The 24159-nt window shown below is 40.7% G+C and carries 19 protein-coding genes; 16 read left to right on the top strand and 3 right to left on the bottom strand.

The window, feature by feature from the left end; all coding sequences use genetic code 11:
- The first annotated feature begins 9 nt into the window (after window positions 1-9).
- The 12 genes from priA (at window position 10) to IGK53_RS11960 (ending at window position 13776) form a co-directional block, all read left to right on the top strand.
- Window positions 10-2418 carry a primosomal protein N' gene (gene priA / locus IGK53_RS12015; RefSeq protein ID WP_002293061.1) on the top strand — a complete coding sequence of 803 codons (2409 nt, stop codon included), beginning with the start codon at window positions 10-12 and terminating at the stop codon, window positions 2416-2418.
- Between the two features lie 14 nt (window positions 2419-2432).
- On the top strand, window positions 2433-2924 hold the full coding sequence (def, locus tag IGK53_RS12010; protein ID WP_002293060.1) for a peptide deformylase: 492 nt from the start codon (window positions 2433-2435) through the stop codon (window positions 2922-2924).
- Window positions 2917-3855, top strand: coding sequence for a methionyl-tRNA formyltransferase (gene fmt / locus IGK53_RS12005; RefSeq protein ID WP_002293059.1), 939 nt, complete (start codon window positions 2917-2919; stop codon window positions 3853-3855). Before def ends, fmt begins: the two co-directional genes overlap by 8 nt.
- The gene (gene rsmB, locus IGK53_RS12000) at window positions 3855-5213 is read left to right on the top strand and encodes a 16S rRNA (cytosine(967)-C(5))-methyltransferase RsmB (RefSeq protein WP_002293058.1); all 1359 of its coding nucleotides are present in this window, start codon (window positions 3855-3857) and stop codon (window positions 5211-5213) included. The genes fmt and rsmB overlap by 1 nt, the downstream gene beginning before the upstream one ends.
- Before the next feature lie 12 nt (window positions 5214-5225).
- A complete protein-coding gene (locus tag IGK53_RS11995) occupies window positions 5226-5966 on the top strand; it encodes a Stp1/IreP family PP2C-type Ser/Thr phosphatase (RefSeq protein WP_002293057.1) in 741 nt (246 codons plus the stop codon).
- Window positions 5963-8032, top strand: coding sequence for a Stk1 family PASTA domain-containing Ser/Thr kinase (pknB, locus tag IGK53_RS11990; RefSeq protein ID WP_002293056.1), 2070 nt, complete (start codon window positions 5963-5965; stop codon window positions 8030-8032). Before IGK53_RS11995 ends, pknB begins: the two co-directional genes overlap by 4 nt.
- A 196-nt stretch (window positions 8033-8228) precedes the next feature.
- Window positions 8229-9128 carry a ribosome small subunit-dependent GTPase A gene (gene rsgA, locus IGK53_RS11985; RefSeq protein ID WP_002293055.1) on the top strand — a complete coding sequence of 300 codons (900 nt, stop codon included), beginning with the start codon at window positions 8229-8231 and terminating at the stop codon, window positions 9126-9128.
- Window positions 9129-9140: 12 nt separating this feature from the next.
- Window positions 9141-9791 (top strand): ribulose-phosphate 3-epimerase, encoded by a 651-nt coding sequence (gene rpe, locus IGK53_RS11980; protein WP_002293053.1) that lies wholly within the window; start codon window positions 9141-9143, stop codon window positions 9789-9791.
- Window positions 9792-10430 (top strand): thiamine diphosphokinase, encoded by a 639-nt coding sequence (locus IGK53_RS11975; protein WP_002293052.1) that lies wholly within the window; start codon window positions 9792-9794, stop codon window positions 10428-10430.
- 155 nt (window positions 10431-10585) lie between these two features.
- Complete coding sequence (gene mreC / locus IGK53_RS11970; RefSeq protein WP_002293051.1) at window positions 10586-11440, top strand: rod shape-determining protein MreC; 855 nt, start codon at window positions 10586-10588, stop codon at window positions 11438-11440.
- Between the two features lie 3 nt (window positions 11441-11443).
- The gene (gene mreD, locus IGK53_RS11965; protein ID WP_002315901.1) at window positions 11444-11953 is read left to right on the top strand and encodes a rod shape-determining protein MreD; all 510 of its coding nucleotides are present in this window, start codon (window positions 11444-11446) and stop codon (window positions 11951-11953) included.
- A 254-nt stretch (window positions 11954-12207) separates the two neighbouring features.
- The gene (locus tag IGK53_RS11960; RefSeq protein ID WP_142666921.1) at window positions 12208-13776 is read left to right on the top strand and encodes a PcsB-like coiled-coil domain-containing protein; all 1569 of its coding nucleotides are present in this window, start codon (window positions 12208-12210) and stop codon (window positions 13774-13776) included.
- Window positions 13777-13844: 68 nt separating this feature from the next.
- Here IGK53_RS11960 and IGK53_RS11955 read toward each other — a convergent pair whose 3' ends face one another.
- Complete coding sequence (locus tag IGK53_RS11955) at window positions 13845-15644, bottom strand: M3 family oligoendopeptidase (RefSeq protein WP_002329833.1); 1800 nt, start codon at window positions 15642-15644, stop codon at window positions 13845-13847.
- A gap of 121 nt (window positions 15645-15765) precedes the next feature.
- Between IGK53_RS11955 and IGK53_RS11950 the strand changes: the two genes are divergently transcribed.
- Entirely contained in the window at window positions 15766-16272 is a 507-nt protein-coding gene (locus IGK53_RS11950; protein WP_002290921.1) for a VanZ family protein, read from the top strand.
- Between the two features lie 78 nt (window positions 16273-16350).
- Window positions 16351-17073, top strand: coding sequence for a YebC/PmpR family DNA-binding transcriptional regulator (locus IGK53_RS11945; protein ID WP_002290927.1), 723 nt, complete (start codon window positions 16351-16353; stop codon window positions 17071-17073).
- Window positions 17074-17154: 81 nt separating this feature from the next.
- Here IGK53_RS11945 and IGK53_RS11940 read toward each other — a convergent pair whose 3' ends face one another.
- Entirely contained in the window at window positions 17155-18552 is a 1398-nt protein-coding gene (locus tag IGK53_RS11940; protein WP_002329834.1) for a L,D-transpeptidase family protein, read from the bottom strand.
- A gap of 169 nt (window positions 18553-18721) precedes the next feature.
- Window positions 18722-19696: an L-lactate dehydrogenase gene (locus IGK53_RS11935; RefSeq protein WP_002287399.1), complete on the bottom strand. Its 975-nt coding sequence runs from the start codon at window positions 19694-19696 to the stop codon at window positions 18722-18724.
- 352 nt (window positions 19697-20048) lie between these two features.
- Here IGK53_RS11935 and pth point away from each other — a divergent pair, with 352 nt between their 5' ends.
- Both pth and mfd read left to right on the top strand, forming a co-directional pair.
- The gene (gene pth, locus IGK53_RS11930; RefSeq protein WP_002315906.1) at window positions 20049-20609 is read left to right on the top strand and encodes an aminoacyl-tRNA hydrolase; all 561 of its coding nucleotides are present in this window, start codon (window positions 20049-20051) and stop codon (window positions 20607-20609) included.
- Window positions 20610-20625: 16 nt separating this feature from the next.
- The gene (gene mfd / locus IGK53_RS11925; RefSeq protein ID WP_002290931.1) at window positions 20626-24147 is read left to right on the top strand and encodes a transcription-repair coupling factor; all 3522 of its coding nucleotides are present in this window, start codon (window positions 20626-20628) and stop codon (window positions 24145-24147) included.
- Window positions 24148-24159 lie beyond the last annotated feature (12 nt).

Raw genomic sequence — 24159 nt, 5'->3', positions numbered from 1 at the left:
AAACGAACCATGACATTAACAGCTGAAGTCATTGTGGACGTACCTACTATGCAGACCGATCAGCCATTCACCTATCTGGTTCCCTCTGAAATGGAAACAGCTTTGCAAGTCGGGATGCGGGTAGAGGTCCCTTTTGGTAATGGCAATCGTCATGTCCAAGGATTTGTTATGGCTATCCAAAAATCAGAAGAATCAGCTAACCCATCGTTGAAGGCAGTGATCCGTTTGCTGGACCTTGCCCCAGTGGTCAATGAAGAATTACTTTCATTAGCTGATTATATGAAAAAGATCACTTATGCATTCAAAATCACTTGTCTACAAACGATGCTTCCGAGTGTGATGAAAGCAGAATATGATAAATTGATCTATCCTTTGGCAGATACACCAGAAATTCAGGCATTGTTTGGTCAACGGGAAGTGATTTCCTGGAAAGAAGCAGAAGAAGAAGGCAGCCTTTCTCAGTTGATTCGTTGGCGCCAAGAGCAGTTAGTAGATATCAAATACGAAGTCCATACACGAAATAAAGTAAAAACGATTCGTTTGGTCCGTTCCCTATTAACTGAAAAACAAATCGAAGAAGAATGGGCAAAATTACGGCAAAATGCCAAGAAACAAAAAGAGCTTCTTTTGTGTTTATCTGAACTGAGCCAAGAAGAATCAATCGCTTATTTCAAAGATAAAGAAATCAGTACTGCTGTCTTGAATCAAGGAAAAGAAAAGGGCTGGCTGGAGTTTGTAGAATCAGAACGTTATCGCGACCCTTATCAAGACCGAGTATTTGACCAAACGACGGCATTGGAACTGAATGCAGAACAAAAAAATGCTGTCGAACAAATCATCACAGCAGGTCAGCAACAAAAAGATCAGGTCTTTTTGCTAGAGGGAATCACCGGTAGCGGAAAAACAGAAGTATATCTTCAATCAATCGCTGATGTTTTGTCAGAAAATAAAACGGCTATTATGTTAGTGCCTGAAATCGCATTGACTCCGCAAATGGTCGAGCGATTCAAAGGACGCTTCGGTGAATCAGTTGCGGTCTTACATAGCGGACTTTCCCAAGGTGAAAAATATGATGAATGGCGCAAGATCGAGCGGGAAGAAGCACAAGTAGTAGTAGGCGCACGCTCTGCTATTTTTGCTCCGCTGAAAAATATAGGATTGATCATTATCGATGAAGAACATGAATCAAGTTATAAACAAGATGAGACGCCGCGTTACCATGCGAGAGATTTAGCTATTTGGCGCAGTAAATACCATCATTGCCCAATAGTCCTTGGAAGTGCGACCCCCTCTTTGGAATCAAGAGCACGAGCTCAAAAAGGCGTGTATCAGTTATTGCAGTTGAACCACCGAGCCAAAGCAGCTGCACAACTTCCAGCTATTGAGATCGTAGACATGCGTGAAGAGTTTCAGAATCATCGGACCTCTACTTTTTCTGCTAATTTGCAGGAAAAGATACAAGATCGGTTAGACAAAAAAGAACAAACTGTCCTACTGCTCAATCGTCGAGGATATTCGTCTTTTGTGATGTGCAGAGACTGCGGATTTGTTCTCCCATGCCCTAATTGCGATATCTCTCTTACCTTGCATATGGATACACGTTCGATGCGCTGTCATTATTGCGGACACGAAGAACCTATTCCTAATCGCTGTCCCAATTGTGGGGGCAACAAAATCCGCTACTATGGGACAGGCACCCAAAAAGTAGAAGAGGAACTCCGAGAACTTTATCCGCAAGCTAGGATTTTGCGTATGGATGTAGATACCACCCGAAGAAAAGGGGCACACGAACAGATTTTACAAAAATTCGGTGCAAAAGAAGCAGATATTTTATTAGGGACACAAATGATCGCTAAAGGCTTGGATTTTCCAGAAGTCACATTAGTTGGCGTGTTGAATGCCGATACCTCCCTGAATTTACCGGATTTTCGTTCTAGCGAGCATACATTCCAATTGCTGACCCAAGTCTCAGGACGAGCAGGACGAGCGGAAAAACCAGGCGAAGTCGTGATCCAAACGTTCAATCCTCAGCATTACGCCATAGAATTGGCTAAAAAACAAAACTATGAACAGTTTTATCAGCAGGAAATGCATGTACGGCATCGTGGAGGCTACCCTCCTTATTACTTTACTGTGAAAATAACTGCCAGCCATCCTGAAGAACAAGTGGCGGCAAAGAAAATCTTTCAGATTGCCAATCAGCTAAAAGAAGTATTAAGTCCTCAAAGTTTGTTACTAGGACCAACACCCAGCATGATTTTGAGAGTGAAAAATCGATACTATTATCAACTGATTATCAAATATAAACATGAGCCGAATCTTCCTCATGTTTTGGATGAAATCTTGAATGGAAGCCAGAAAGAACAGCGGCAAGGTCTTTTTGTGGCAATTGACAACGAACCATTAAACTTTATTTAAGAAAGGACCAACTTATGCGCTATCCTATATTGATCCACCCTAATGATAAATTAAAAAGACCTGCTCAGCCAATCGACGTGATCACGGATGAAACGATTGCTTTGTTAGACAACTTATATGAGACGATGATTGCGAATGACGGAATAGGGATTGCTGCTCCTCAAGTAGGACAAAACAAGAGAATCGCTTTGATCGAAGTAGATGAAGGCGAAAAATTCGAACTGATAAACCCAGAAATCATTGAAGCAAAAGGTGAAAGCATGGACGTAGAAGGCTGTCTCAGTATTCCGCATGTCTATGGAACAGTCAAGCGAGCAGATGAAGTGACTGTACGCTATTATGACCGCGATGGAGAAGAGATAGAAGTGACAGCTTTCGGCTATTTAGCCCGTGCCTTCCAGCATGAAATCGATCACTTAGACGGTATTCTGTTCATTGAGAAAATGGTACAGCAGATCCCGGAAGAAGAACTTGAAGAATATATGGAGGAACATCTTGATGACTAAGTTAGTATTTATGGGCACACCTGCTTTTTCTGTGCCAATTCTTGAAGGGCTGATAGAATCAGGCTACGAGATCCAGGCAGTAGTCACACAGCCCGACCGTCCAGTTGGGCGGAAACGAGTAATTACGCCGACACCGGTAAAAGAAGCTGCTCTAAAGCACGGTATCCGTGTGTTGCAGCCAGAGAAAATCTCCGGTTCGCCAGAAATGGAAGAAATCATTGAATTGGCGCCTGATTTGATCGTCACTGCGGCGTTTGGTCAATTCTTGCCTGAAAAGTTATTGCAAGTGCCAAAATTAGGGGCAATCAATGTCCATGCTTCTTTACTTCCTAAATATCGGGGAGGTGCGCCTGTTCATTATGCCATCATGAACGGGGAGAAAGAAACTGGTGTAACGATCATGGAAATGATCAAAAAAATGGATGCAGGCGGAATCTATGCGCAAGAAAGCATGCCAATCACTAAACAAGATGATGTGGGGACGATGTTTGAAAAGCTCAGCCTTTTAGGAAGAAAGCTATTGCTAGAAACATTGCCTAATATTTTGAATGGACAAAAACCAGTTCCTCAAGACGAGTCAAAAGCCACTTTTTCGCCAAACATCACACGTGAACAAGAAGCGGTCGATTGGCATAAAACTGCAGAAGAAATTGACAACCAAGTACGCGGGATGCGTCCTTGGCCGATTGCATTCACGACCTATGAAGGTACACGCTGGAAATTATTATCGGTTGAAGTACTGGCAGAAAGTACAGACGAAGCACCAGGCACGATCATCCGAAAAGACAAAAAAAATCTATGGATTGCTTGCGGTAAACAGACCGTATTAGCCATCAATGAATTACAGCCAGCTGGTAAAGGAAAACAAGCCGTACACGATTTTCTTAACGGAAGCGGTCAGCAAGTTCAGATTGGTCAGCAGGTGAAATAATGAAAAAAATCCCTAAAAAAATGAAAAAATCTGTACGATATATGGCATTACTGACATTAGAGCGAGTGAACAAGGGCGGCGCCTACTCGAATCTTTTGTTGAATGAGATGATCAAACAAAGCGAGCTAAATCAAAAAGATGTGGGTCTATTTACAGAATTGATCTACGGTACGATTAGCCATCAGCGACTATTGGAATTTTACGTTGCACCATTGATCGCTAAAGCAAAAAAAGTGGATGACTGGGTCAAGACGCTTCTTTATCTTTCTGTATATCAATTAGAATTTTTAGATAAAGTCCCTGCACATGCTATTTTAAACGAGGCGGTCGAAATCGCGAAAGTAAAAGGAAATCCTGGGACAGGAAAATTTGTAAATGGTGTTTTGAGGAATTATCAGCGTCAAGGAGCACCAGATCTGCAAGGCATTACTGATCCTATCGAAAGACTTTCTGTCAAAATCAGCCTGCCTCTATGGATGACGAAGCGGTTGGTGGATCAAATCGGTTACGAAGAAACTGAAAAGCTCGGTTTATCGCTATATCAGCCTAGCCATGCTAGTGCCCGAGTAGATACACGCCGACTTTCCAGAGATCAGGCCATCACTGTTTTGCAAGAAGAAGAGATCACAGCTGAAAAAAGCCAAGTCAGTCCATACGGTATAGTAGCGAAAAAAGGGCATTTAGCTTCTAGCTCATTGTTCCACGATGGCGTCATGACGATCCAAGATGAAAGTTCGATGCTTGTAGCGCCGTCTATGCAAATCGAGCCTGAACATCATGTCTTAGATGCCTGTGCAGCACCCGGAGGTAAGACGACACATATTGCTTCTTTTTTGGATCCTTCATGTGGTGGGGAAGTGATTGCTTTAGATGTACATGAACACAAAGTCAAACTCATTGAAGAAAATGCAACACGTCTGGGTGTCTCTTCTGCTGTTTACGCTCAAAAGATGGATGCTAGAGAAGTCAGCAAGCAGTTTGAACCAGAGCAGTTCGATCGGATTTTAGTAGACGCGCCTTGTTCAGGTCTAGGGCTCCTTCGGCGAAAACCAGATATCCGTTATAAAAAACAGCCGGATGAATTAGCGAATTTACCAAAAATCCAATTGGAAATTTTAGAAAGCTGCGCACCAGCTTTAAAGTCTTCCGGTATTCTGACTTATAGTACTTGTACGATCTTAAAAGAAGAAAACCAAGACGTTGTTTCTGCTTTCTTGGAAACACACCCTGATTTTGAGAGGATTGATGTTTTGACCGATCCTATGCTACAATCATCAATCGTAGAGAAAATGTTGACTTTGTATCCGCATCAGTTTTACACAGATGGATTTTTCATTTGTTGTTTGCGCAAAAAGTAATGAGGTGAAAAAATGCAGATTGAATATCAATCAGATGTAGGAAGACGACGTAACACCAATCAAGACTATGCCAGTGTATTTACTAGCCGTTCAGGTCTCAAGCTTGCTGTATTAGCAGATGGGATGGGTGGCCACCGTGCTGGAGACATTGCTAGTCAAATGGCGGTAACAAATCTAGGCGAAGCTTGGGAAGAACAAGAAGCTGCCGACGATGAAAAAATCGCCCAGTGGTTCATTCAATCGATTCAAGAGGAAAATATGCTGATTTATCAGCGAGGACAAGAACAGCCGGAATATAATGGTATGGGAACAACAATCGTAGCGGCAGCTCTGTCAGATGACTGGTTCACGATTGCGAATGTTGGCGACAGCAGAGCGTATTTGATTCGCGAAGATAAAATCATGCAATTGACAGAGGATCATTCTTTAGTTAACGAACTAGTCAAATCAGGGGAAATCAGCGAAGAAATGGCAGTGAACCATCCAAGAAAGAATATTTTAACACGTTCTGTCGGCATGCCAGGAACAGTCGAAGTAGATGTTTCTACTCATCTTTGGCAGCTAAAAGATCGCTTGCTGTTATGTTCAGATGGCTTGACGAATATGCTATCTGAAGAAGAAATAGGAACGATCATTAATCAAGAAGGCCCGTTATCCCATAAAGTAACTGAGCTGATTGATCGTGCCAATGAAGCAGGCGGAGCGGATAATATCACCGTTCTTCTTATCGAATATAAGGAGGACAGTGTATGATCGAGTTGGGAAAAAAATTAAATGGCCGTTATCAGATCACGGGGAATATCGGTAGTGGTGGTATGGCTAATGTATTTTTGGCGCACGATTTGATCTTGGATCGAGATGTAGCAGTCAAAGTCTTACGATTCGACTTTCAAAATGATCAAACCGCGATTCGACGATTTCAGCGAGAAGCTTTAGCAGCAACAGAACTCGTTCATCCAAATATTGTCAGTGTTTACGATGTTGGTGAAGAAGACAATATGCAGTACCTAGTGATGGAATACGTCAAAGGAATGGACTTGAAACGATATATCCAAACACATTATCCTGTTCCTTATGAAACAGCAGTAAATATTATGCAGCAGATTCTTTCTGCTATTTCTTTAGCTCATAACCATCAAATCATCCACCGAGATTTGAAACCCCAAAACGTATTGATCGATAACGAAGGTGTAGTAAAAATCACGGATTTCGGGATTGCTATTGCTTTATCTGAAACATCGATCACACAGACGAATACGATGTTGGGATCTGTTCATTACCTATCTCCTGAGCAAGCAAGAGGGAGTATGGCAACGAAGCAGTCAGATATTTATGCTTTAGGGATCATTCTTTATGAGATGCTGACAGGTAGCGTGCCGTTTGACGGTGAATCTGCTGTGACGATTGCTTTAAAACATTTCCAAGATGATCTTCCATCCATAAAGGCACTTGATCCAAATGTACCGCAAGCACTGGAAAATGTGATTTTACGGGCGACGGCTAAAGAACCTGCAGACCGTTACAAGTCAGCCGAAGAAATGTCTGATGATCTTTCTACAGTATTATCACCAGCTCGTGCAAACGAAGAAAAATGGCAACCTCATGCGATGGATAACGAAACAAAAGTTATCACACCGCTTGCGGCAGATACACCAATGCCGGATTCATTCAAATCTATGCCTCTGCCAAAAGACGAACCGAGAAACGAAACATTGCCGGAAGAGGAAGAAGTTCTGCCTGACCCTAAAAAGAAAGGACAGAAAAAATGGTGGCTGATTCTGTTAGCTGTCCTCGCTGTTTTAGGAATCGGAACAGCTGTATTCTTTGCTTCTGGCGGACGAGGAGAAGTTGTTGTTCCTGATGTTTCTGATCTTTCTGAAGCTTCTGCCAGAGAAACACTCGCAAAAGCGAAATTAGAAGTAGCAACAAAAACAGAAGAAATTGCAGATGACAAAATCGAAGAAGGCAATGTGGTGAAGACAGACCCGGCAGCGGGAACGACAGTCAAGCAAAAACGCGAAGTCACTCTTTATATCAGCAGTGGCACGAAAAAAATCAAATTAGATGATTACAGTGGTAAAAGTTATGAAGATGCTGAAGCAAGTTTGAAAGAATTAGGATTTTCTGCTGATTTGATTCAAAAAGAAGAGGAATTCAGTTCAGAGGTAGAAAGCGGAATGATCATTTCGCAATCTCCATCAGAAGATACAGAAGTCGATCCTAAAACAGACACGATTACTTTCACAGTCAGCAAAGGACCAGAAACAGTGACTTTGAGTAGTCATGTAGGAGAAAACTACGAAACTGTCCGTAATTGGCTTGTTACACAAGGATTCAATATCAATAACATTAGTGCTACTTATGACTATAGCGACACTGTGCCATCGGGTTCGATCATTAGTCAGGATCCAGCCTCAGGTGAAGTTGTAGCAGAAGAAACTTACATCAGTTTTGTCGTAAGCCAAGGAACAGAACCTAAACTGAATGACATCTCCGGCTATACAAAAAGCGAAGCACAAAGTTATTTGGCTAGTATTGGTGCAGAATATATCGGTCATGAGACTTCTGAATATTCAAGCACGGTGGATAAGGACAAAGTAATCCGTACAGTGCCAGGGGCAGGTACGACGATTACCAAAGGAATGGTTGTAAACGTGATTTACTCTAAAGGACCAGACCCAGCGTCTTCTAGTTCTGAGAAAGATTCTTCAGACAGTTCTAGCAGCTCAAGTAGCTCTAGCAGTACGAGCAGCTCTTCCAAAGAAGAATCTTCCAGCACTACAAGTTCATCAGATAGTACCTCAGAAAGCTCAAAATAAGTTTTTAATAAAATAGAACAAAGAGGTTGTGACAGAAGCTACTTCTGGAACACCGTTTATTCGAAGGGACTGTGCCGCAGTCCCTTTTTTGTGTTTTCTATCCCTTTTGATTAGTTTTCAAGCCTTTTACTTTGAGAAGTTTGCGTGGAACGACACCTACTTTCCTCTTCATATGGTAAAATAAACAAAAACGGAGGTGGCACTTATCAAAGGACAAATCAGAAAAGCAATCAGCGGTTTTTACTATGTATACGCAGACGGAGAGACCTATCAAACAAGAGGAAGAGGGAATTTCCGGAATCGGAAAATCACGCCGCTTGTCGGAGATCAGGTAATCTTTGAGAGTGAAAATCAAACAGACGGCTATCTTCTGGAAATCTTGCCGAGAAAAAATCAATTAGTTCGCCCGCCAGTCACAAATGTTGATCTTGGAATCATTGTCACAAGTATCGTGGAACCTGCATTTTCTTATAATCTGCTTGACCGCTTTCTAGTTACCTTGGAATATGAATCAATCGAACCGCTTATTTTTTTGACGAAGACCGACTTGTCAGACGACCCGAAAAAAATCGAAGAAATCAAGCAAATCTATACTAAAATAGGCTACCCAGTGATTGTACCCAATCATGCGGGTGACACGACAGAATTGATCCGTTATTTTCCAGAACGGCTATCGGTCTTCATGGGACAGTCTGGAGCAGGAAAATCAACACTACTGAATCAAATATCTCCAGAACTGAATTTAGCAACAGGAGAGATTTCTGATGCACTTGGAAGAGGGCGGCATACAACACGGCATGTGGAGCTGCTCCCTATCTACGGTGGGTTAGTAGCAGACACACCAGGATTCAGCTCGATTGACTTTTTGACTATCGAAGCAGGAGAATTGCCAAGACAATTTCCGGAATTTGTGGAAGCTTCTGCCCATTGCAAATTTAGAGAGTGCATGCATGCCAAAGAACCTGGCTGTGAAGTGAAACATAGAGTAGAAACAGGTGGTATCGCACAGACACGTTACGATAATTATTTGCAATTCTTACAAGAAATCGAGAAAAGAAAACCCATGTATACGAAAAAAGAAGGTAAACGAAAATAGGAGGAACCAAGAATGAAAATAGCACCATCCATTTTGAGCGCAGATTTTGCCAATTTGCAAAGAGATATTGAGTTAGTAGAAAAAGGAGGCGCAGATTACATCCACGTAGATGTCATGGATGGCCAATTTGTCCCAAATATCACGTTAGGGCCAAATATTGTTCAGGCAATCCGACCTGTCACTAAATTACCGCTAGACGTCCATCTGATGATCGTTGATCCGGAAAATTACATTCCAGCATTTGCGAAAGCTGGAGCAGATATCATTACTGTTCATGTAGAAGCAACTCCTCATATCCATCGGGCACTCCAAATGACAAAAAGCTTAGGTGTCAAAGCTGGAGTAGTTATTAATCCGGGGACACCAGTCTCCATGATCAAACATGTTTTGCCTTTGGCTGATCAAGTGCTGGTCATGACTGTCAATCCTGGGTTTGGCGGACAAAGCTTTATTGAAGAAACGGTAGAAAAAATCACAGAACTCGCTGATCTACGTAAAGAGAACAATTGGTCTTATGCAATCGAAGTAGATGGCGGAATCGTTCCAGAAACAGCAAAAATCTGTAAAGATGCAGGGGCGGATGTCTTTGTTGCAGGATCATATATCTATGGAGCCGAAAATCCAGTCGGACAAATCGAACGGTTAAAAGAGGCATTAAATTAAATGAAAATTTTATTAGCTGCTGGAGGTAATCCGGAAAACTGGCCGCAGCCTCTACTGACCAAATACGATGCCTATGTCGGAATAGATCGTGGTGCGCTGTATCTGCTTCAAGCAGGCTACCCAGTAGATCTGGCAGTAGGTGATTTTGATTCATTGTCGAACGAAGAGCAGGAGGAAGTATTTGCAAAAGCCAAAGAGTATGCCCGTTCACCCGCAGAAAAAGACGATACAGATACACAATTGGGGATCTTAAAGACATTTGAACGTTATCCGCAAGCTGAAGTCACTTTGATCGGCGCCACAGGCGGAAGATTGGATCATCTTTTAGCCAATCTCTGGTTAGGTCTGGAACCTCGATTCAAACCGTTTGCCCATCAGCTTATTATTAGAGATCGTCAAAATTATTTGGCTTATTATTTGCCTGGAAAGCATATAGTAAGACAGGTTCCAAGTATGAAGTATCTAGCTTATTGCTGTTTGACGCCCGTCTCGGCTCTTACATTGAAAGGCAGTAAGTATGTATTGGAAAATAAAGCAGTTGAATACCCGACATCTTATGCAAGTAACGAGTTTCTTTCAGATACCGCTGAATTTTCTTTTTCAGATGGTATGATTGCAGTTATTCAAAGCAAAGACTGACCAATGAACAAAAGGAAAAGTTTTGTCTTTCAGGCTAAAAATGACAGAATCTATTATTTACTAAAAAAAAGCTTAAGAGGAGCAACTTGCCTTTTGTTTCCCAGCATTTAGTGATAAAATTGAACACAAGAGTCTAATTAATTCGAGGTGTCTTTGTGAAGAAGTTCAATCCTAATAAAAATATTATTATTACCTTGGTTATTGTTATCATCGTGGTGACGATACTAAGTGTGACCGCTGCACAGCGAGCGAATGAAGGAAAGCCTAATTTCTTCCAATCCATCGTTAATGACAGTGTTGCAATGGTTGATAAAACAATCTCTGCCCCAGTACGGTGGGTGCGAAACGGAGTAGATTCTGTCCATAATCTTTTTTCAACTTATGCCGAAAATGAGCGGCTAAAAGAAAAAATCGATAGCTATGATGACGTTGCACAGCAAAACAAGAATTACGAGAGAGAAATCGAATCTTTGAAAAAAGAACTTGATTTGAACCAGACGCTGACGAGTTACGAAAAAGTAACGGCAAATGTCATTACTCGTTCACCAGATAGCTGGCAGGACATGCTGATCGTAGACAAGGGTTCTAAAGACGGTATCGAAGCAAATATGGCAGTCATGTCGCAAAAAGGATTGATCGGCCGAGTGATCGAAGTCAATACAGCTTCGTCTAAAATCGAATTACTGTCATCCTCTAACGAAAGCTCCAATCATTTTCCAGTACGGGTATCTTCGGCTAATGGCGAAGCATTCGGTTTGCTTAAAAACTATGATGAAAAACTCCATGCATTAGTGGTGACCCAATTGACTGGTGATACGGATATCAAAGAAGGGGATGTTGTTCAGACATCCGGTCTTGGAGGAAATTCTCCAGCTAACTTGCCGATCGGTACGGTTATCAAAACGAAACCAGACAGTTATGGCCTGGATCGGGAAGTTTATGTGAAACCTTATGCAGAAATGTATGATGTGTCAGTTGTGACGATTGTCCAACGGCTAGCGGAGGATTAGTCCATGTTGAAAAAAGAAACAATGAAGTACTATCTGCCAATCGTTCTTTTCTTTTTGATGTTGATAGATGGCCATTTAACAAGAATGCTAGGAGAGTGGTCGAAAGGCAGTTATATGTCAAATGCCCACTTTCTGATCTTGGCATTGTTATGTTGCAGTATGGCATTTGAAAAACGCTATTTGCTAATCACCACGATTGTTCTCGGTGCAGTCTATGATGTTTACTATATCGGTGTTATCGGTATCTATGCCGTAGCTCTCCCTTTGATCGTATGGTTGATGTATGTAATGAAAGATGTCATCCACGTCAACATCTTTACTGAATTTTTCAGTATGATTATCTTTGTCACGGGGTATGAACTGTTTACGATGGTGGTCCAATTGATTTTTAAACTAGCAGTAGTAAATAACACGTATTTTATTACAAGGTTCTTAGGGCCTACACTGCTGTTGAACATGATTATTTTTGTATTATTCATTTTTCCATTTAAGAAATTATTCAGTGATGAATAATTTCTTTTTTTGTTTTTCCTCTGAAAGTAAAAAAGAATTGTTGTTATCTTAAAAAAAGCCCGTCTTAGCATGCCTTTTTCATGATCATTTTCTGAAACGAACAGTTTTGTCATTTTTAGAGGTTGTTTTGAAACATTTTTGTAACATAACTATTATATCGCTGACATACTGCTATGGTACAATTTTTATATCGTTAAGAAAGACTTAAATATATTTAGATATTTATTAAATTAAGCCAGTCGGAGGAATGAAGAGTGAAAAAGAGTTTAATATCAGCAGTAATGGTATGTTCAATGACCTTGACTGCCGTAGCATCACCGATCGCTGCCGCGGCGGACGATTTTGATTCTCAGATACAACAACAAGATCAAAAGATTGCAGACTTGAAAAACCAACAAGCAGATGCACAATCACAAATCGATGCCCTAGAAAGCCAAGTTTCTGAAATCAACACACAAGCACAAGATCTATTAGCAAAACAAGACACATTGCGTCAAGAATCTGCACAATTAGTAAAAGATATTGCAGATTTACAAGAACGTATTGAAAAACGTGAAGATACAATCCAAAAACAAGCACGTGAAGCACAAGTAAGCAATACAAGCTCAAACTATATTGACGCTGTATTGAATGCTGATTCATTAGCAGATGCTATCGGACGCGTTCAAGCAATGACAACGATGGTAAAAGCAAACAACGACTTGATGGAACAACAAAAACAAGATAAAAAAGCTGTAGAAGACAAAAAAGCTGAAAACGATGCTAAACTAAAAGAATTAGCTGAAAACCAAGCTGCTTTGGAATCTCAAAAAGGCGATCTTTTATCTAAACAAGCTGATTTGAACGTACTGAAAACTTCATTAGCTGCTGAACAAGCAACTGCTGAAGACAAGAAAGCTGACTTGAACCGCCAAAAAGCAGAAGCTGAAGCAGAACAAGCACGCATTCGTGAACAACAACGTCTAGCAGAACAAGCACGTCAACAAGCAGCACAAGAAAATGCTGAAAAAGAAGCACGCGAACAAGCAGAAGCTGAAGCACAAGCTACTCAAGCTTCATCAGCTGCACAAAGCTCAGCAACAGAAGAATCATCAGCTGCTCAATCTTCAACGACTGAAGAATCATCATCAGCTGCTCAATCTTCAACAACAGAAGAATCAACAACAGCGCCTGAATCTTCAACAACAGAAGAATCAACAACAGCGCCTGAATCTTCAACAACAGAAGAATCAACAACAGCGCCTGAATCTTCAACAACAGAAGAATCAACAACAGTGCCTGAATCTTCAACAACAGAAGAGTCAACAACTGTACCTGAATCTTCAACAGAAGAATCAACAACACCTGCGCCTACAACACCATCAACAGATCAAAGTGTTGATCCTGGGAACGGTACTGGTAGTAATGCAACTAATAACACAACTAATACAACACCAACACCAACACCAACGCCAACGCCTTCTGGAAGTGTGAATGGTGCAGCAATCGTAGCAGAAGCTTACAAATATATCGGTACTCCATATGTTTGGGGCGGTAAAGATCCAAGTGGATTTGACTGCTCAGGATTCACACGCTATGTTTACTTGCAAGTAACTGGTCGTGACATTGGTGGTTGGACAGTTCCTCAAGAATCAGCTGGAACAAAAATCTCAGTTTCTCAAGCAAAAGCTGGAGACTTATTATTCTGGGGTTCACCAGGCGGAACTTACCACGTAGCGATTGCTTTAGGCGGAGGACAATATATCCATGCTCCTCAACCAGGCGAAAGCGTAAAAGTTGGTTCAGTTCAATGGTTTGCACCTGACTTTGCTGTCAGCATGTAAGAATGATTAATCAAAAAGAGTTAGCCCTTTTCTGGACTAACTCTTTTTTTATTGAGAGAAAATAGAAATCAGATGAATTCTTCTGTCAATTCCATGAACGTTTGGATATCTTCAATCACCATATCGATACCTGCTTGCCAAAAATCTGGTTGAGTGAGATCGACATTCAAATGTTTCTTTGCAAGCTCTTCCGTCGTCATTGAAGCAGTATCACGTAGTAAATGGATATATTCTTCTTCGAAATTTGCCCCTTTTTGATTAGCGTAAGCATAAATGCCTAAACTAAACAGGTAGCCAAAGGTGTATGGGAAGTTATAAAACGGTACGTCATCAATAAAGAAATGTAATTTTGCAGCCCAGAAATATGGATGATAAGTGGCTAAAGCTCCTTGGTAGCCTTCTTTTTGTGCTTCAACCATCATCTCTGTGATCTTATCTTCTGAGACTAATCCTTCTTGCCGTGCTTCATAGAATCGATTTTCAAAAATGAATCGAGAATGGATATTCATGAACATAGCTAAAGCATTTTGCAGTTTTGTATCTAGCAAATTGATTTTTTCTTCTTTTGTTTTTGCGGCTTTTAATGTAGCATCGGCTACGATCAGTTCTGCGAATGTACTTGCTGTTTCTGCGACATTCATTGCGTATTCGCGATTTAAAGAAGGCAAGTCCCACATCGTGCTGCTATGGAAAGCATGACCCAATTCATGAGCAAGTGTCGCAACCTCATTAACAGAATTGCTGTAGGTCATAAAGATCCTTGATTCTTTTGTTTCTGGTAACTCAGTACAATAGCCACCAGGACGTTTTCCAGGACGATCTTCTGCTTCGATCCAGCTCTTTTCAAAAGCAGATTGTGCGAATTTAGCCATTTTTGGACTGAATTTATTAAAGTTTTCGATAATAAATGCAGCTGCTTCGTCAAAACTAAAGGTTTTTTCTTTCAAATCGCCTAAAATAATAGGTGCATCTTGATCCTGCCATTCCATTTTTTCTTTACCGAAAAGATTGGCTTTTCTAGTCAAGTAATCAACAAGGGGTTGTTTGTTTTTTTGGATCGTCTCCCACATGACAGACAATGTTTCTTTTTTCAAACGGTTGTATTCTAATGGTTTTTGCAGAAAATCTGTGATGCCATGAAGTTCATAGTTAGAAAGTCTGAAACCATCTAAATGATTCAAAGTATCTGTGAAGAGGGGAGCCTTTTCTTTCCATGCTTTTTCCCATGCTGCGAAAAGTGTTTCTCTGACTTTTGGATCTGGATCGCCCATCATCTTATTGAAGGCTTGGCCAGCAGATAATTCGACAACTTGACCATCTTGTTCGAAGGGAATCGAAATGCTGGCTACAATCGTATCATAATGACTGCTCCAGGCATTTAGACCATCTAATGAGAGCGTGTTGATAATGTTCTCTTCAGCTTCTGATAATAATTGTGAACCGTCACGACGGATCTCGTTTAAACGAAACGCGATTGTTTCAAACGAACCATGGGAAAGCATCTGATTCCAATCATTGTCAGATATTTCTGCAAATTTCTTCGACAATACTGTTTCGGCTGATTGTAGACGAGGAAGCAAGGCGTAAAGCTTACCTGATAAGATCTTTGCATCTGAATCATTGACATTGGCAGAAAGCAATGCAGTAATATAGCTGTTGCATTGGGTAAAGCCGTTCGTAATCATTTCTTGCAATTGAAGAACCGCTTTTAGCTGCTCTGCATTGTCAGAACTAGGTGACCATTTTGTTACACGTTGATAATATTCGTTCGTTTGGTCTTCCAATTGCTTCATCCGTTGGTTCAAAGCATCAGAATGACTTCCTCCGGGGAAAATAGATTCTAGATCCCAATTTAATGAATAACTCATGAAAAAACTCCCTTCATATTGTAATACAAAATTAAGTATAGCACTTTTTTATAGAAGAAGTCTCTATGAAAATGATTGTTGTTTCTTCAAAAAAAGTCTAAGATAAATACAGAGGTGACTTATGAATTCTTCAAAAAAACAACTGAAAAACGGAAATATTTATTTAGTGATCGCACTTATAGTCGTTGCCATCTTATTTTACAGTTCTTCTCAAACTTACGGACAGCAATCACAAGTTTCGCGATTAGAAAGCTGGCTTCCTAATCAGCCATTTAAGGACACATTAGCAGGTATACATTTTAATTATGGTGGAAGTATCGTGAGTATCGACCATCTGGGCTACGCCAAATTTGTAGAGTTCTTTTTAAGAAAAGGCGCACATTTTGGTACTTATTTTGTTTTGGGTGGTAGCTTGTTTTTAGGTGTTTTCCCTAAACTAAAAATTTGGTGGCTGACAGCGATCCTTGCTTGGCTTTCAGCAACAGGATACGCAGGTTTGGACGAATTCCATCAAATGATGACCGGTGGACGAACACCTATGTTCCAAGATGTCATGTTGGATTCGATCGGTGCTCTGACTGCTGTGGTATTATGTGTGCTTTTTGCGGCATTCAAGAAGCGTTTATAGATTGGCTGTGGCTTTGTTTTTTTGTGAAATAGTACTAGAATAGAAGTGTATTCTCAAAAGAACAAGGGAGGAAAAATCATGTCAGGACATAGTAAGTGGCATAATATCCAAGGAAGAAAAAATGCCCAAGATGCGAAACGAGGAAAAGTCTTTCAGAAACTTTCTCGTGAAATCTATATGGCAGCTAAAGCAGGCGGTCCTGATCCATCCATGAACCCAGCTCTGCGGCTTGTTGTGGACAAAGCAAAAGCTGCAAATATGCCAAACGACAATGTAGAACGGGCGATTAAAAAGGCTACCAGTGCCGTAGATGAAACAAATTACGATGAAATCACGTATGAAGGATATGGTCCGGGTGGAGTAGGAATCTTAGTCCATGCATTGACGGATAATCGTAATCGGACAGCGACAAATGTCCGAGTAGCTTTTACTCGAAACGGCGGGTCACTGGGAGAAACGGGTTCAGTCAGTTACTTGTTTGATCGTAAAGGGTATATCGTCATTGAACGCGATGGGTTGGCTGTGGATGAAGAGACGATGTTTGAAGATGTATTAGAGGCGGGGGCAGAAGATCTGCAAACTTCTCCTGAAGTGTTCGAGATTTATACTGCACCAGAAGATTTTGCTGCTGTACGAGATGAGCTGGAAAAAGAGTTCACTTTAGCGCAAGCAGAATTGACGATGATCCCACAAACGACGATCGATTTAAATGAGGAACAACGGGAGCAATTGGAACGTCTAGTAGATAAGCTAGAAGACGATGATGATGTCTCAGAAGTCTTTACTGCTGCTGAAATGTAAGCAAGCGCATAGTTGAGATAATAAGTAAGAACGCACCTGTACGATTCGTACTGGTGCGTTCTTTTTATCAATTCTTTTTTGTTAGAAGACCAATACAGGTGTTCCTTTTTCGACCATCCCGAATAATTCCTTCATTACACTTGGCGGAGTGTTGATACAGCCATGTGAACCGCGGGTTTTCCATAAATCTCCGCCGTATTCAGGTTGCCAGTCAGAATCATGGATACCAACACCTGTCCAGTCAATCGGCATCCAGTAATTTACTGGACTCTCGTAAGGCGTTCCGTCGTCATTTGTTCCTTTTAAAGTTGCATCTTCTTCTTTATTCCAAACATAGAAGACCCCAGCAGGTGTAGGTGTAGATGGCTTTCCGGAAACGATATCTGTTTCAAGGGCTACTTTTCCGTCTTTATAATACCACATATGCTGGTTCTCTAAATCAACTTCGATATACGTATCTTCGATCAATGGATGATCAGCGGTTGTGCCACCTTGCACAATCGGAGAACGAGTAAAGTCTTGGCCTGTCAGAATAGCTTTTTTCAACGCTTCTGTCTCGCTATCTGTTTGGATCGTCCAGCTGTAAGTGCCAACTGGGACCGTAACTTCTCCTCTTTTTGTACTTTTAAATTTTGTGTCATTCGTACTTGTGTTATACTTTGTGCCTAAATCTGTTACATATTGACGTACTTGTTCTGTATCTAAATCGACTTTTCCGTCGTAGGTCAGCCAGCTCATGATATCACTTGATGGAATCTGGAAAGTCTCACCGTTTATACTGTAAGTAGCTTTTACTTTTGCGATAGCATTCATGGATTCGAGCTGTTCTTTCAGTGAACTGTCTCCGGAGGTTACTTTTGGTTTTTCTTTGAACTCAGTTAATTCAATCGTATCTTTACCGGAATTTACTGCACTTTTTATTTGTTTGACCGCAGCATCGACGTTGATGGTATTTCCATTGACTTCAGGCTTGATAACAAAAGAGTCGCCTGATTTTTCAATTGTTGCATCAGTTGTAGGTGTCCGGTCTTTATTCAGATCAGTCAGTTTAGTTGTCAATGTCTGAACGGTAGTATCCAGTTTCTGGTGGTCTTGACTGATAGGATCGATTTCTTGTTTTTCCGCTGCTGAAACATAAGTCATTCCCCAAGTCCATCCGTTTTGTTCATTTAGGATCGGAGAAAGCTCAGAAGTGAAATCATCTTTATAGCCGAGCTCAGATTTTGGTACTTCCTGCCAGACTTTTCCATCTTCTTTAATAGCTAATTTTTTATCGGAATAAGCTTCTTTTAATTTTTCATTTGCTTTTTCGACTGTTAGATCGCTGACATTTATTCCGTTGATTTCCGTATTCGGCAAAAAATGTTTTGTGTAGTATGTACTGCGATAGGTATAAAAGCTAATCAGCACTAAGAGAACACCAAGAGCTGAAAGCAAAGCAACATGTTTCGATTTTTTTCGATGCGAAGATCTTGTCATATCGACAACTCCTTAAGTAAAAGTTTAGGGTGGAACGGTCTCATGATAGCATAATTTAGACGAAAAGACGAAGGTTATCTCTTCTTTATGAAAAAATTTAGAAACCAGAAGAGTGATAAAATAAAAAAACGGAAAACACCGTTTAGATGTTTTCCGTCATATTCAAAAATTATTCAGCGTCTAGTTTAGCAAAAGCTTCATCTAGAATTTCTTTTAATTGTTTAGCAGAAGCAGCCATGCGGTCTTGTTCGCTGTCGCTTAAAGGAATTTCGATTACTTTTTGGATACCTTGACGGTTGATAACAGCAGGTGCACCAATGTAGATGTCGTTCAATCCATATTCGCCATTCATGAAGACTGATAAAGGAAGAACAGCATTTTCATCATCTAAGATGGCACGAGTGATACGTGCTAATGCTACTGCGATACCATAGAAAGTAGCGCCTTTTTTCTCGATAATTGTGTAAGCAGCGTCACGTACGCCGAAGAATAGGTTAACCATAGCTTCTTCATCGATTTCAGGGTTGTTTTTCACCCATTCATAGATTTGCAAGCCGGCAACATTTGCATGTGACCAAACTGGGAATTCTGAATCTCCGTGTTCACCTAAGATGTAAGCATGGACGTTACGTGCATCAACGTCAACTAATTCCGCAAGTGCTTGACGGAAACGAGCAGAGTCAAGAGACGTACCTGAACCGATAACGCGTTCTTTAGGGAAACCTGAGAATTTCCAAGTTGAGTAAGTCAAAATATCTACTGGGTTAGCGGCAACTAAAAAGATACCGTTAAATCCTGATTCAACGATTTGTGTGACAACATCGCGGTTGATTTTTAAGTTTTTGTTTACTAAGTCTAAACGAGTTTCACCTGGTTTTTGTGGTGCGCCAGCTGTAATAACAACTAAGTCAGCATCATGTGCGTCTGCGTAAGTAGCAGAGTAGATTTTTTTAGGTGAAGTAAATGCCAAAGCGTGAGACAAGTCAATTGCGTCTCCTTCAGTTTTAGCAGTATTGATATCCACGATACCTACTTCTTGAGCAATATTTTGAGTAACTAGAGCAAAGGCATAGCTAGAACCTACGGCGCCGTCTCCAACAAGAATAACTTTTTGATGATCTTTTTTTTCTGCAGCTGCAGTCATTTAGTATCAATCCTTCCATTGATTTGTTTTTTCCCATGCTTATGCTAACATTTCTCAAGCCCCATGTCACGCTATTTGGCTATAAAATATAACAGATAACAAGGTTGTATTATATGTAAAAGCTTACATGTGCGTTATTTCACTATTTTTATAAATCAATTATTTCATTAAACTTTGAAGAAATTTTTAATTTCTTTATCATTTATTAACGATTCTCTTTTAGCCGAAACGCTTTGTTTTGTGGTATACTATACATTGACAGTATAAAAAAGAAAAAAAGCTCGATGGACTGGACCGCTAATTAGCAGTCCAGCCTTTTGTGCTGTTTTTAGAATTAGGTGGAAAAACAAAAATGAAAATGATCGTCGGGTTAGGAAACCCAGGTACCAAATACCAATATACTAAACACAATATCGGCTTTATGGTCGTGGATCAAATTGCACGCGAACATCAAGCTACTTTCAAAAAAAATCCATTCGAAGCAGAAGTTGCCGAATTTTTTCATAATGGAGAAAAGATCCTTCTAGTCAAACCACAGACATTTATGAATGAATCTGGTCGTGCAGTCGGACCGTTAATGACTTATTTTGGGATTTATCCAGAAGAATTAGTCGTCATCTACGATGATTTGGATCTGGCAGTAGGAAAGATCCGGCTCCGTCAAAAGGGGAGTGCCGGCGGGCATAATGGTATCAAAAGTATCATTTCCCATTTGAATACGAATGTCTTTGATCGAATCAAGGTGGGAATCGGCAGACCAGAAGGAAAAAAAACAGTGGTCCAGCATGTGCTTAGTCCTTTCAGCAAAGAAAATCAGCCTTTGATAGAAGAAAGCATATTTCAATCTGTTAAAGCAGTCGAATATCTCATAGAAGGGCATTCGTTCGTGGATGCGATGAATCAATTCAATTGAGAAAGGAGGAAAAGGAATGGATATCATTCAATTAGTCGGAAAAGATCCGCAAGTAAAAGAATGGATCAGCAATTTAGAAGAAAAAATGCCTAGACAACTAATCACAGGATTAGCTGGCTCAGCGAAGACGCTTCTATTTGCTCGAGCATTTAAGAAAACAAATAAAAATATGATCATTCTGATGCCAAATTTGTATTATGCCAATCAGTTAGCAGAAGATCTGCAACATGTGATTCCGCAGGATCAGATCCATTTATTTCCAGTGGATGAAGTGCTTTCTGCTGAAATGGCCTTTTCTTCTCCAGAAGCGCGAGGCGAGAGAGTCGCAACGCTCAACGCACTTCAAGAAAAAAAAGCAGGTATCTATTTGTTGCCAGTCGCAGCTTTGCACAAGCGGCTGCCGAATAAGAAAACTTGGCTACAGGCGCAATTGAATTGGCATGTTGGTGATGAGATAGATGTGGAAAATCTTCCTCGCCAATTGACTTTGATGGGCTATGTACGAGAAGAAATGGTCGCAAAACCCGGAGAATTCAGTATTCGAGGAAGCATCGTCGATATTTACCCATTAACAACAAACTATCCTATTCGTGTAGAATTATTTGATGTAGAGATAGATTCTATGCGGTATTTTGAAGCAGAAACACAACGTTCAATCGAAAAAACGGAAGAAATCTGGGTTTCTCCAACGAGTGAACAAGTCTATGGACCAGAGGATCTGGAACATGGAATAGAGCAAATGCAAAAAATGCTAGAAAAACGGCTTGCTGCGACCACAGAAGAAGCAGACCGCGAGTTTTTACAAGATTACTTCGGTCAGATGACTTCAAGTTGGCAAGCAGGTATCCCGACAGAAGAAGCAAAATTCTACTCAGATCTTCTTTACCAAGAATTTGTAACGATCTTGGATTATTTTCCTTCAAATAGTTTACTAGTCGTTGATGATTACCAGCGGATCATGGAAACAAATCGGGAAATCGAAAGGGAAGCGGCAGAATGGCATACTCAAAAAATCAGCGAATTGCGGGTTTTTTCTGAGCAGTCATTTTCAGCAGATGTACAAAGAATCGTTCAAAAGGAAAAATTTACTACAACCTTTTTCTCACTCTTCCAAAAAGGGATGGGAAATCTTCGTTTCCAAGCAATCCATAATTTTCACTATCGGACGATGCAACAGTTCTTCGGACAAATGCCATTGCTGAAAACAGAAATGGATCGTTGGCGCAAGCAAAAACAGACTGTTGTGATCTTTATTCCGACAAAGGACAGAATACGTAAAGCAGAACAAATGCTTCGAGATGAAGATATATTAGTAGTAGAAACAGAAAAAAATGCATTGATCAGAGGACAGGTACAATTAGTTGAAGGAGCTTTGCAGGCTGGTTTTGAACTTCCTCAAGAAAAAATAGTAGCTATCACAGAAAAAGAAATTTTCCAAAAAACGACGAAAAAACAAACGAGACGACAAACAGTAACAAACGCAGAGCGATTGAAAAGCTATAATGAGTTAAAAGCAGGAGATTACGTTGTCCATGCCAATCATGGTATCGGGAAATACATTGGGATGGAAACGCTAGAAGTAGATGGCGTTCACCAAGACTATATGACTATTTTGTATCAAAACGACGACAAACTGTTTATTCCTGTTACTCAACTGAATCTGATCCAAAAATATGTCGCCTCGGAAGCCAAAGCACCTCGCATCAATAAGTTAGGCGGAAGTGAATGGACGAAAACTAAACGAAAAGTATCTTCGAAAATCGAAGATATCGCTGACGATTTAATCAAACTATACGCAGCAAGAGAATCAGAAAAAGGATATGCTTTTGGTCCTGATGACGCCTACCAAAAAGAATTTGAAAATGCTTTCCCTTATTCTGAAACAGACGACCAGTTGAGAAGTGCAGCGGAGATCAAGCGGGATATGGAAAAAGAAAAACCAATGGATCGACTACTCGTAGGTGATGTTGGTTATGGGAAAACAGAAGTAGCGCTTCGAGCGGCCTTTAAAGCGATAAAGGAAAGCAAACAAGTAGCCTTTTTAGTTCCAACAACGATCTTGGCACAGCAGCACTATGAAACGATGCTGGAAAGATTTGAAGGTTTCCCCGTAAATATCGGGCTATTAAGTCGTTTCAGAACAAGAAAGCAACAAAAAGAAACCATCGAACAACTGCGCACAGGTCAAGTTGATATTGTTGTAGGAACCCATCGAATCTTGTCAAAAGATATTGAATTTAGCGATTTGGGTCTATTGATCATTGACGAAGAACAACGTTTTGGTGTAAAACATAAAGAACGATTGAAACAGTTACGTGCACAAGTGGATGTTTTGACTCTGACAGCAACACCGATTCCGAGAACTTTGCATATGTCGATGCTAGGCGTGCGAGATCTTTCAGTAATCGAAACACCGCCTGCGAATCGTTATCCGATCCAAACATATGTTATGGAAAAAAATCCTGGGGCTATCCGCGAAGCAATCCATCGAGAAATGGGACGAGGTGGACAAGTATTCTATTTATATAATCGAGTAGAAACGATCGAACAAAAAGTAGAAGAAATCCAAGAACTCGTTCCGGAAGCGCGGATCGGCTATGCTCATGGACAAATGACAGAGGCGCAATTAGAAAATACGCTCTTTGAATTTATTGAAGGTCAGTATGATGTTCTTGTCACTACGACCATCATTGAAACAGGAGTGGATATCCCGAACGCAAATACATTGTTTGTTGAGAACGCTGATTATATGGGTTTATCCACGTTATATCAATTACGCGGACGGGTAGGAAGAAGTAGCCGCGTCGCATATGCTTACTTTATGTATGAGCAGCAGAAGATCCTTAATGAAGTCAGTGAAAAGCGTCTTCAGGCAATCAAAGATTTTACAGAACTGGGATCTGGATTCAAAATTGCGATGCGTGATCTTTCCATTCGCGGTGCAGGTAATCTCTTAGGTGCTCAGCAACATGGATTTATTGATGCAGTCGGTTTCGATATGTATTCTCAAATGCTGAGCGAAGCAGTGTCTCGTAAACAAGGAAAGAATAGTCAAGTGGAGAAGACCACTGTTGAGATCGACCTCGGTGTTGACGCATATCTACCTGAAACATACGTGGCAGATCAGCGGCAGAAAATCGAGATCTATAAACGAATTCGTGAACTTGATTCGCAAGAAATGCTAGATGAACTGGAAGATGATCTGCTCGACCGTTTTGGAGAATACCCAGAAGAAGTAGCACACCTCCTGACAATCGGACAGATTAAAATGGATGGCGATCGAGCGCTCTTGGAAACGATAAGGAAACAGGAGCCGCATATCGTCTTTACTCTAAGCAAAGTTGGAACGAAACGCTACAGCGTGGAACAATTATTCGAAGCGCTAACGGCGACGAAACTAAAAGCCAGTCTAGGCGTTGAAAAAGAACAGATGGTGATACGCTTGACGATTCCAAACCAAATGGAAGAAGCAGTGTGGCTTCAGGAAATCCAAAAGTTTGTCAAAGCATTGCGTGAGCAAAAATATCTGTCAGCGTAGGAAGGAGCAACG

The organism is Enterococcus sp. DIV1224 (genome assembly GCF_050555455.1).
Lineage (GTDB): Bacteria > Bacillota > Bacilli > Lactobacillales > Enterococcaceae > Enterococcus_B > Enterococcus_B lactis.
This window is presented reverse-complemented; position numbering and strand designations above follow the sequence as displayed.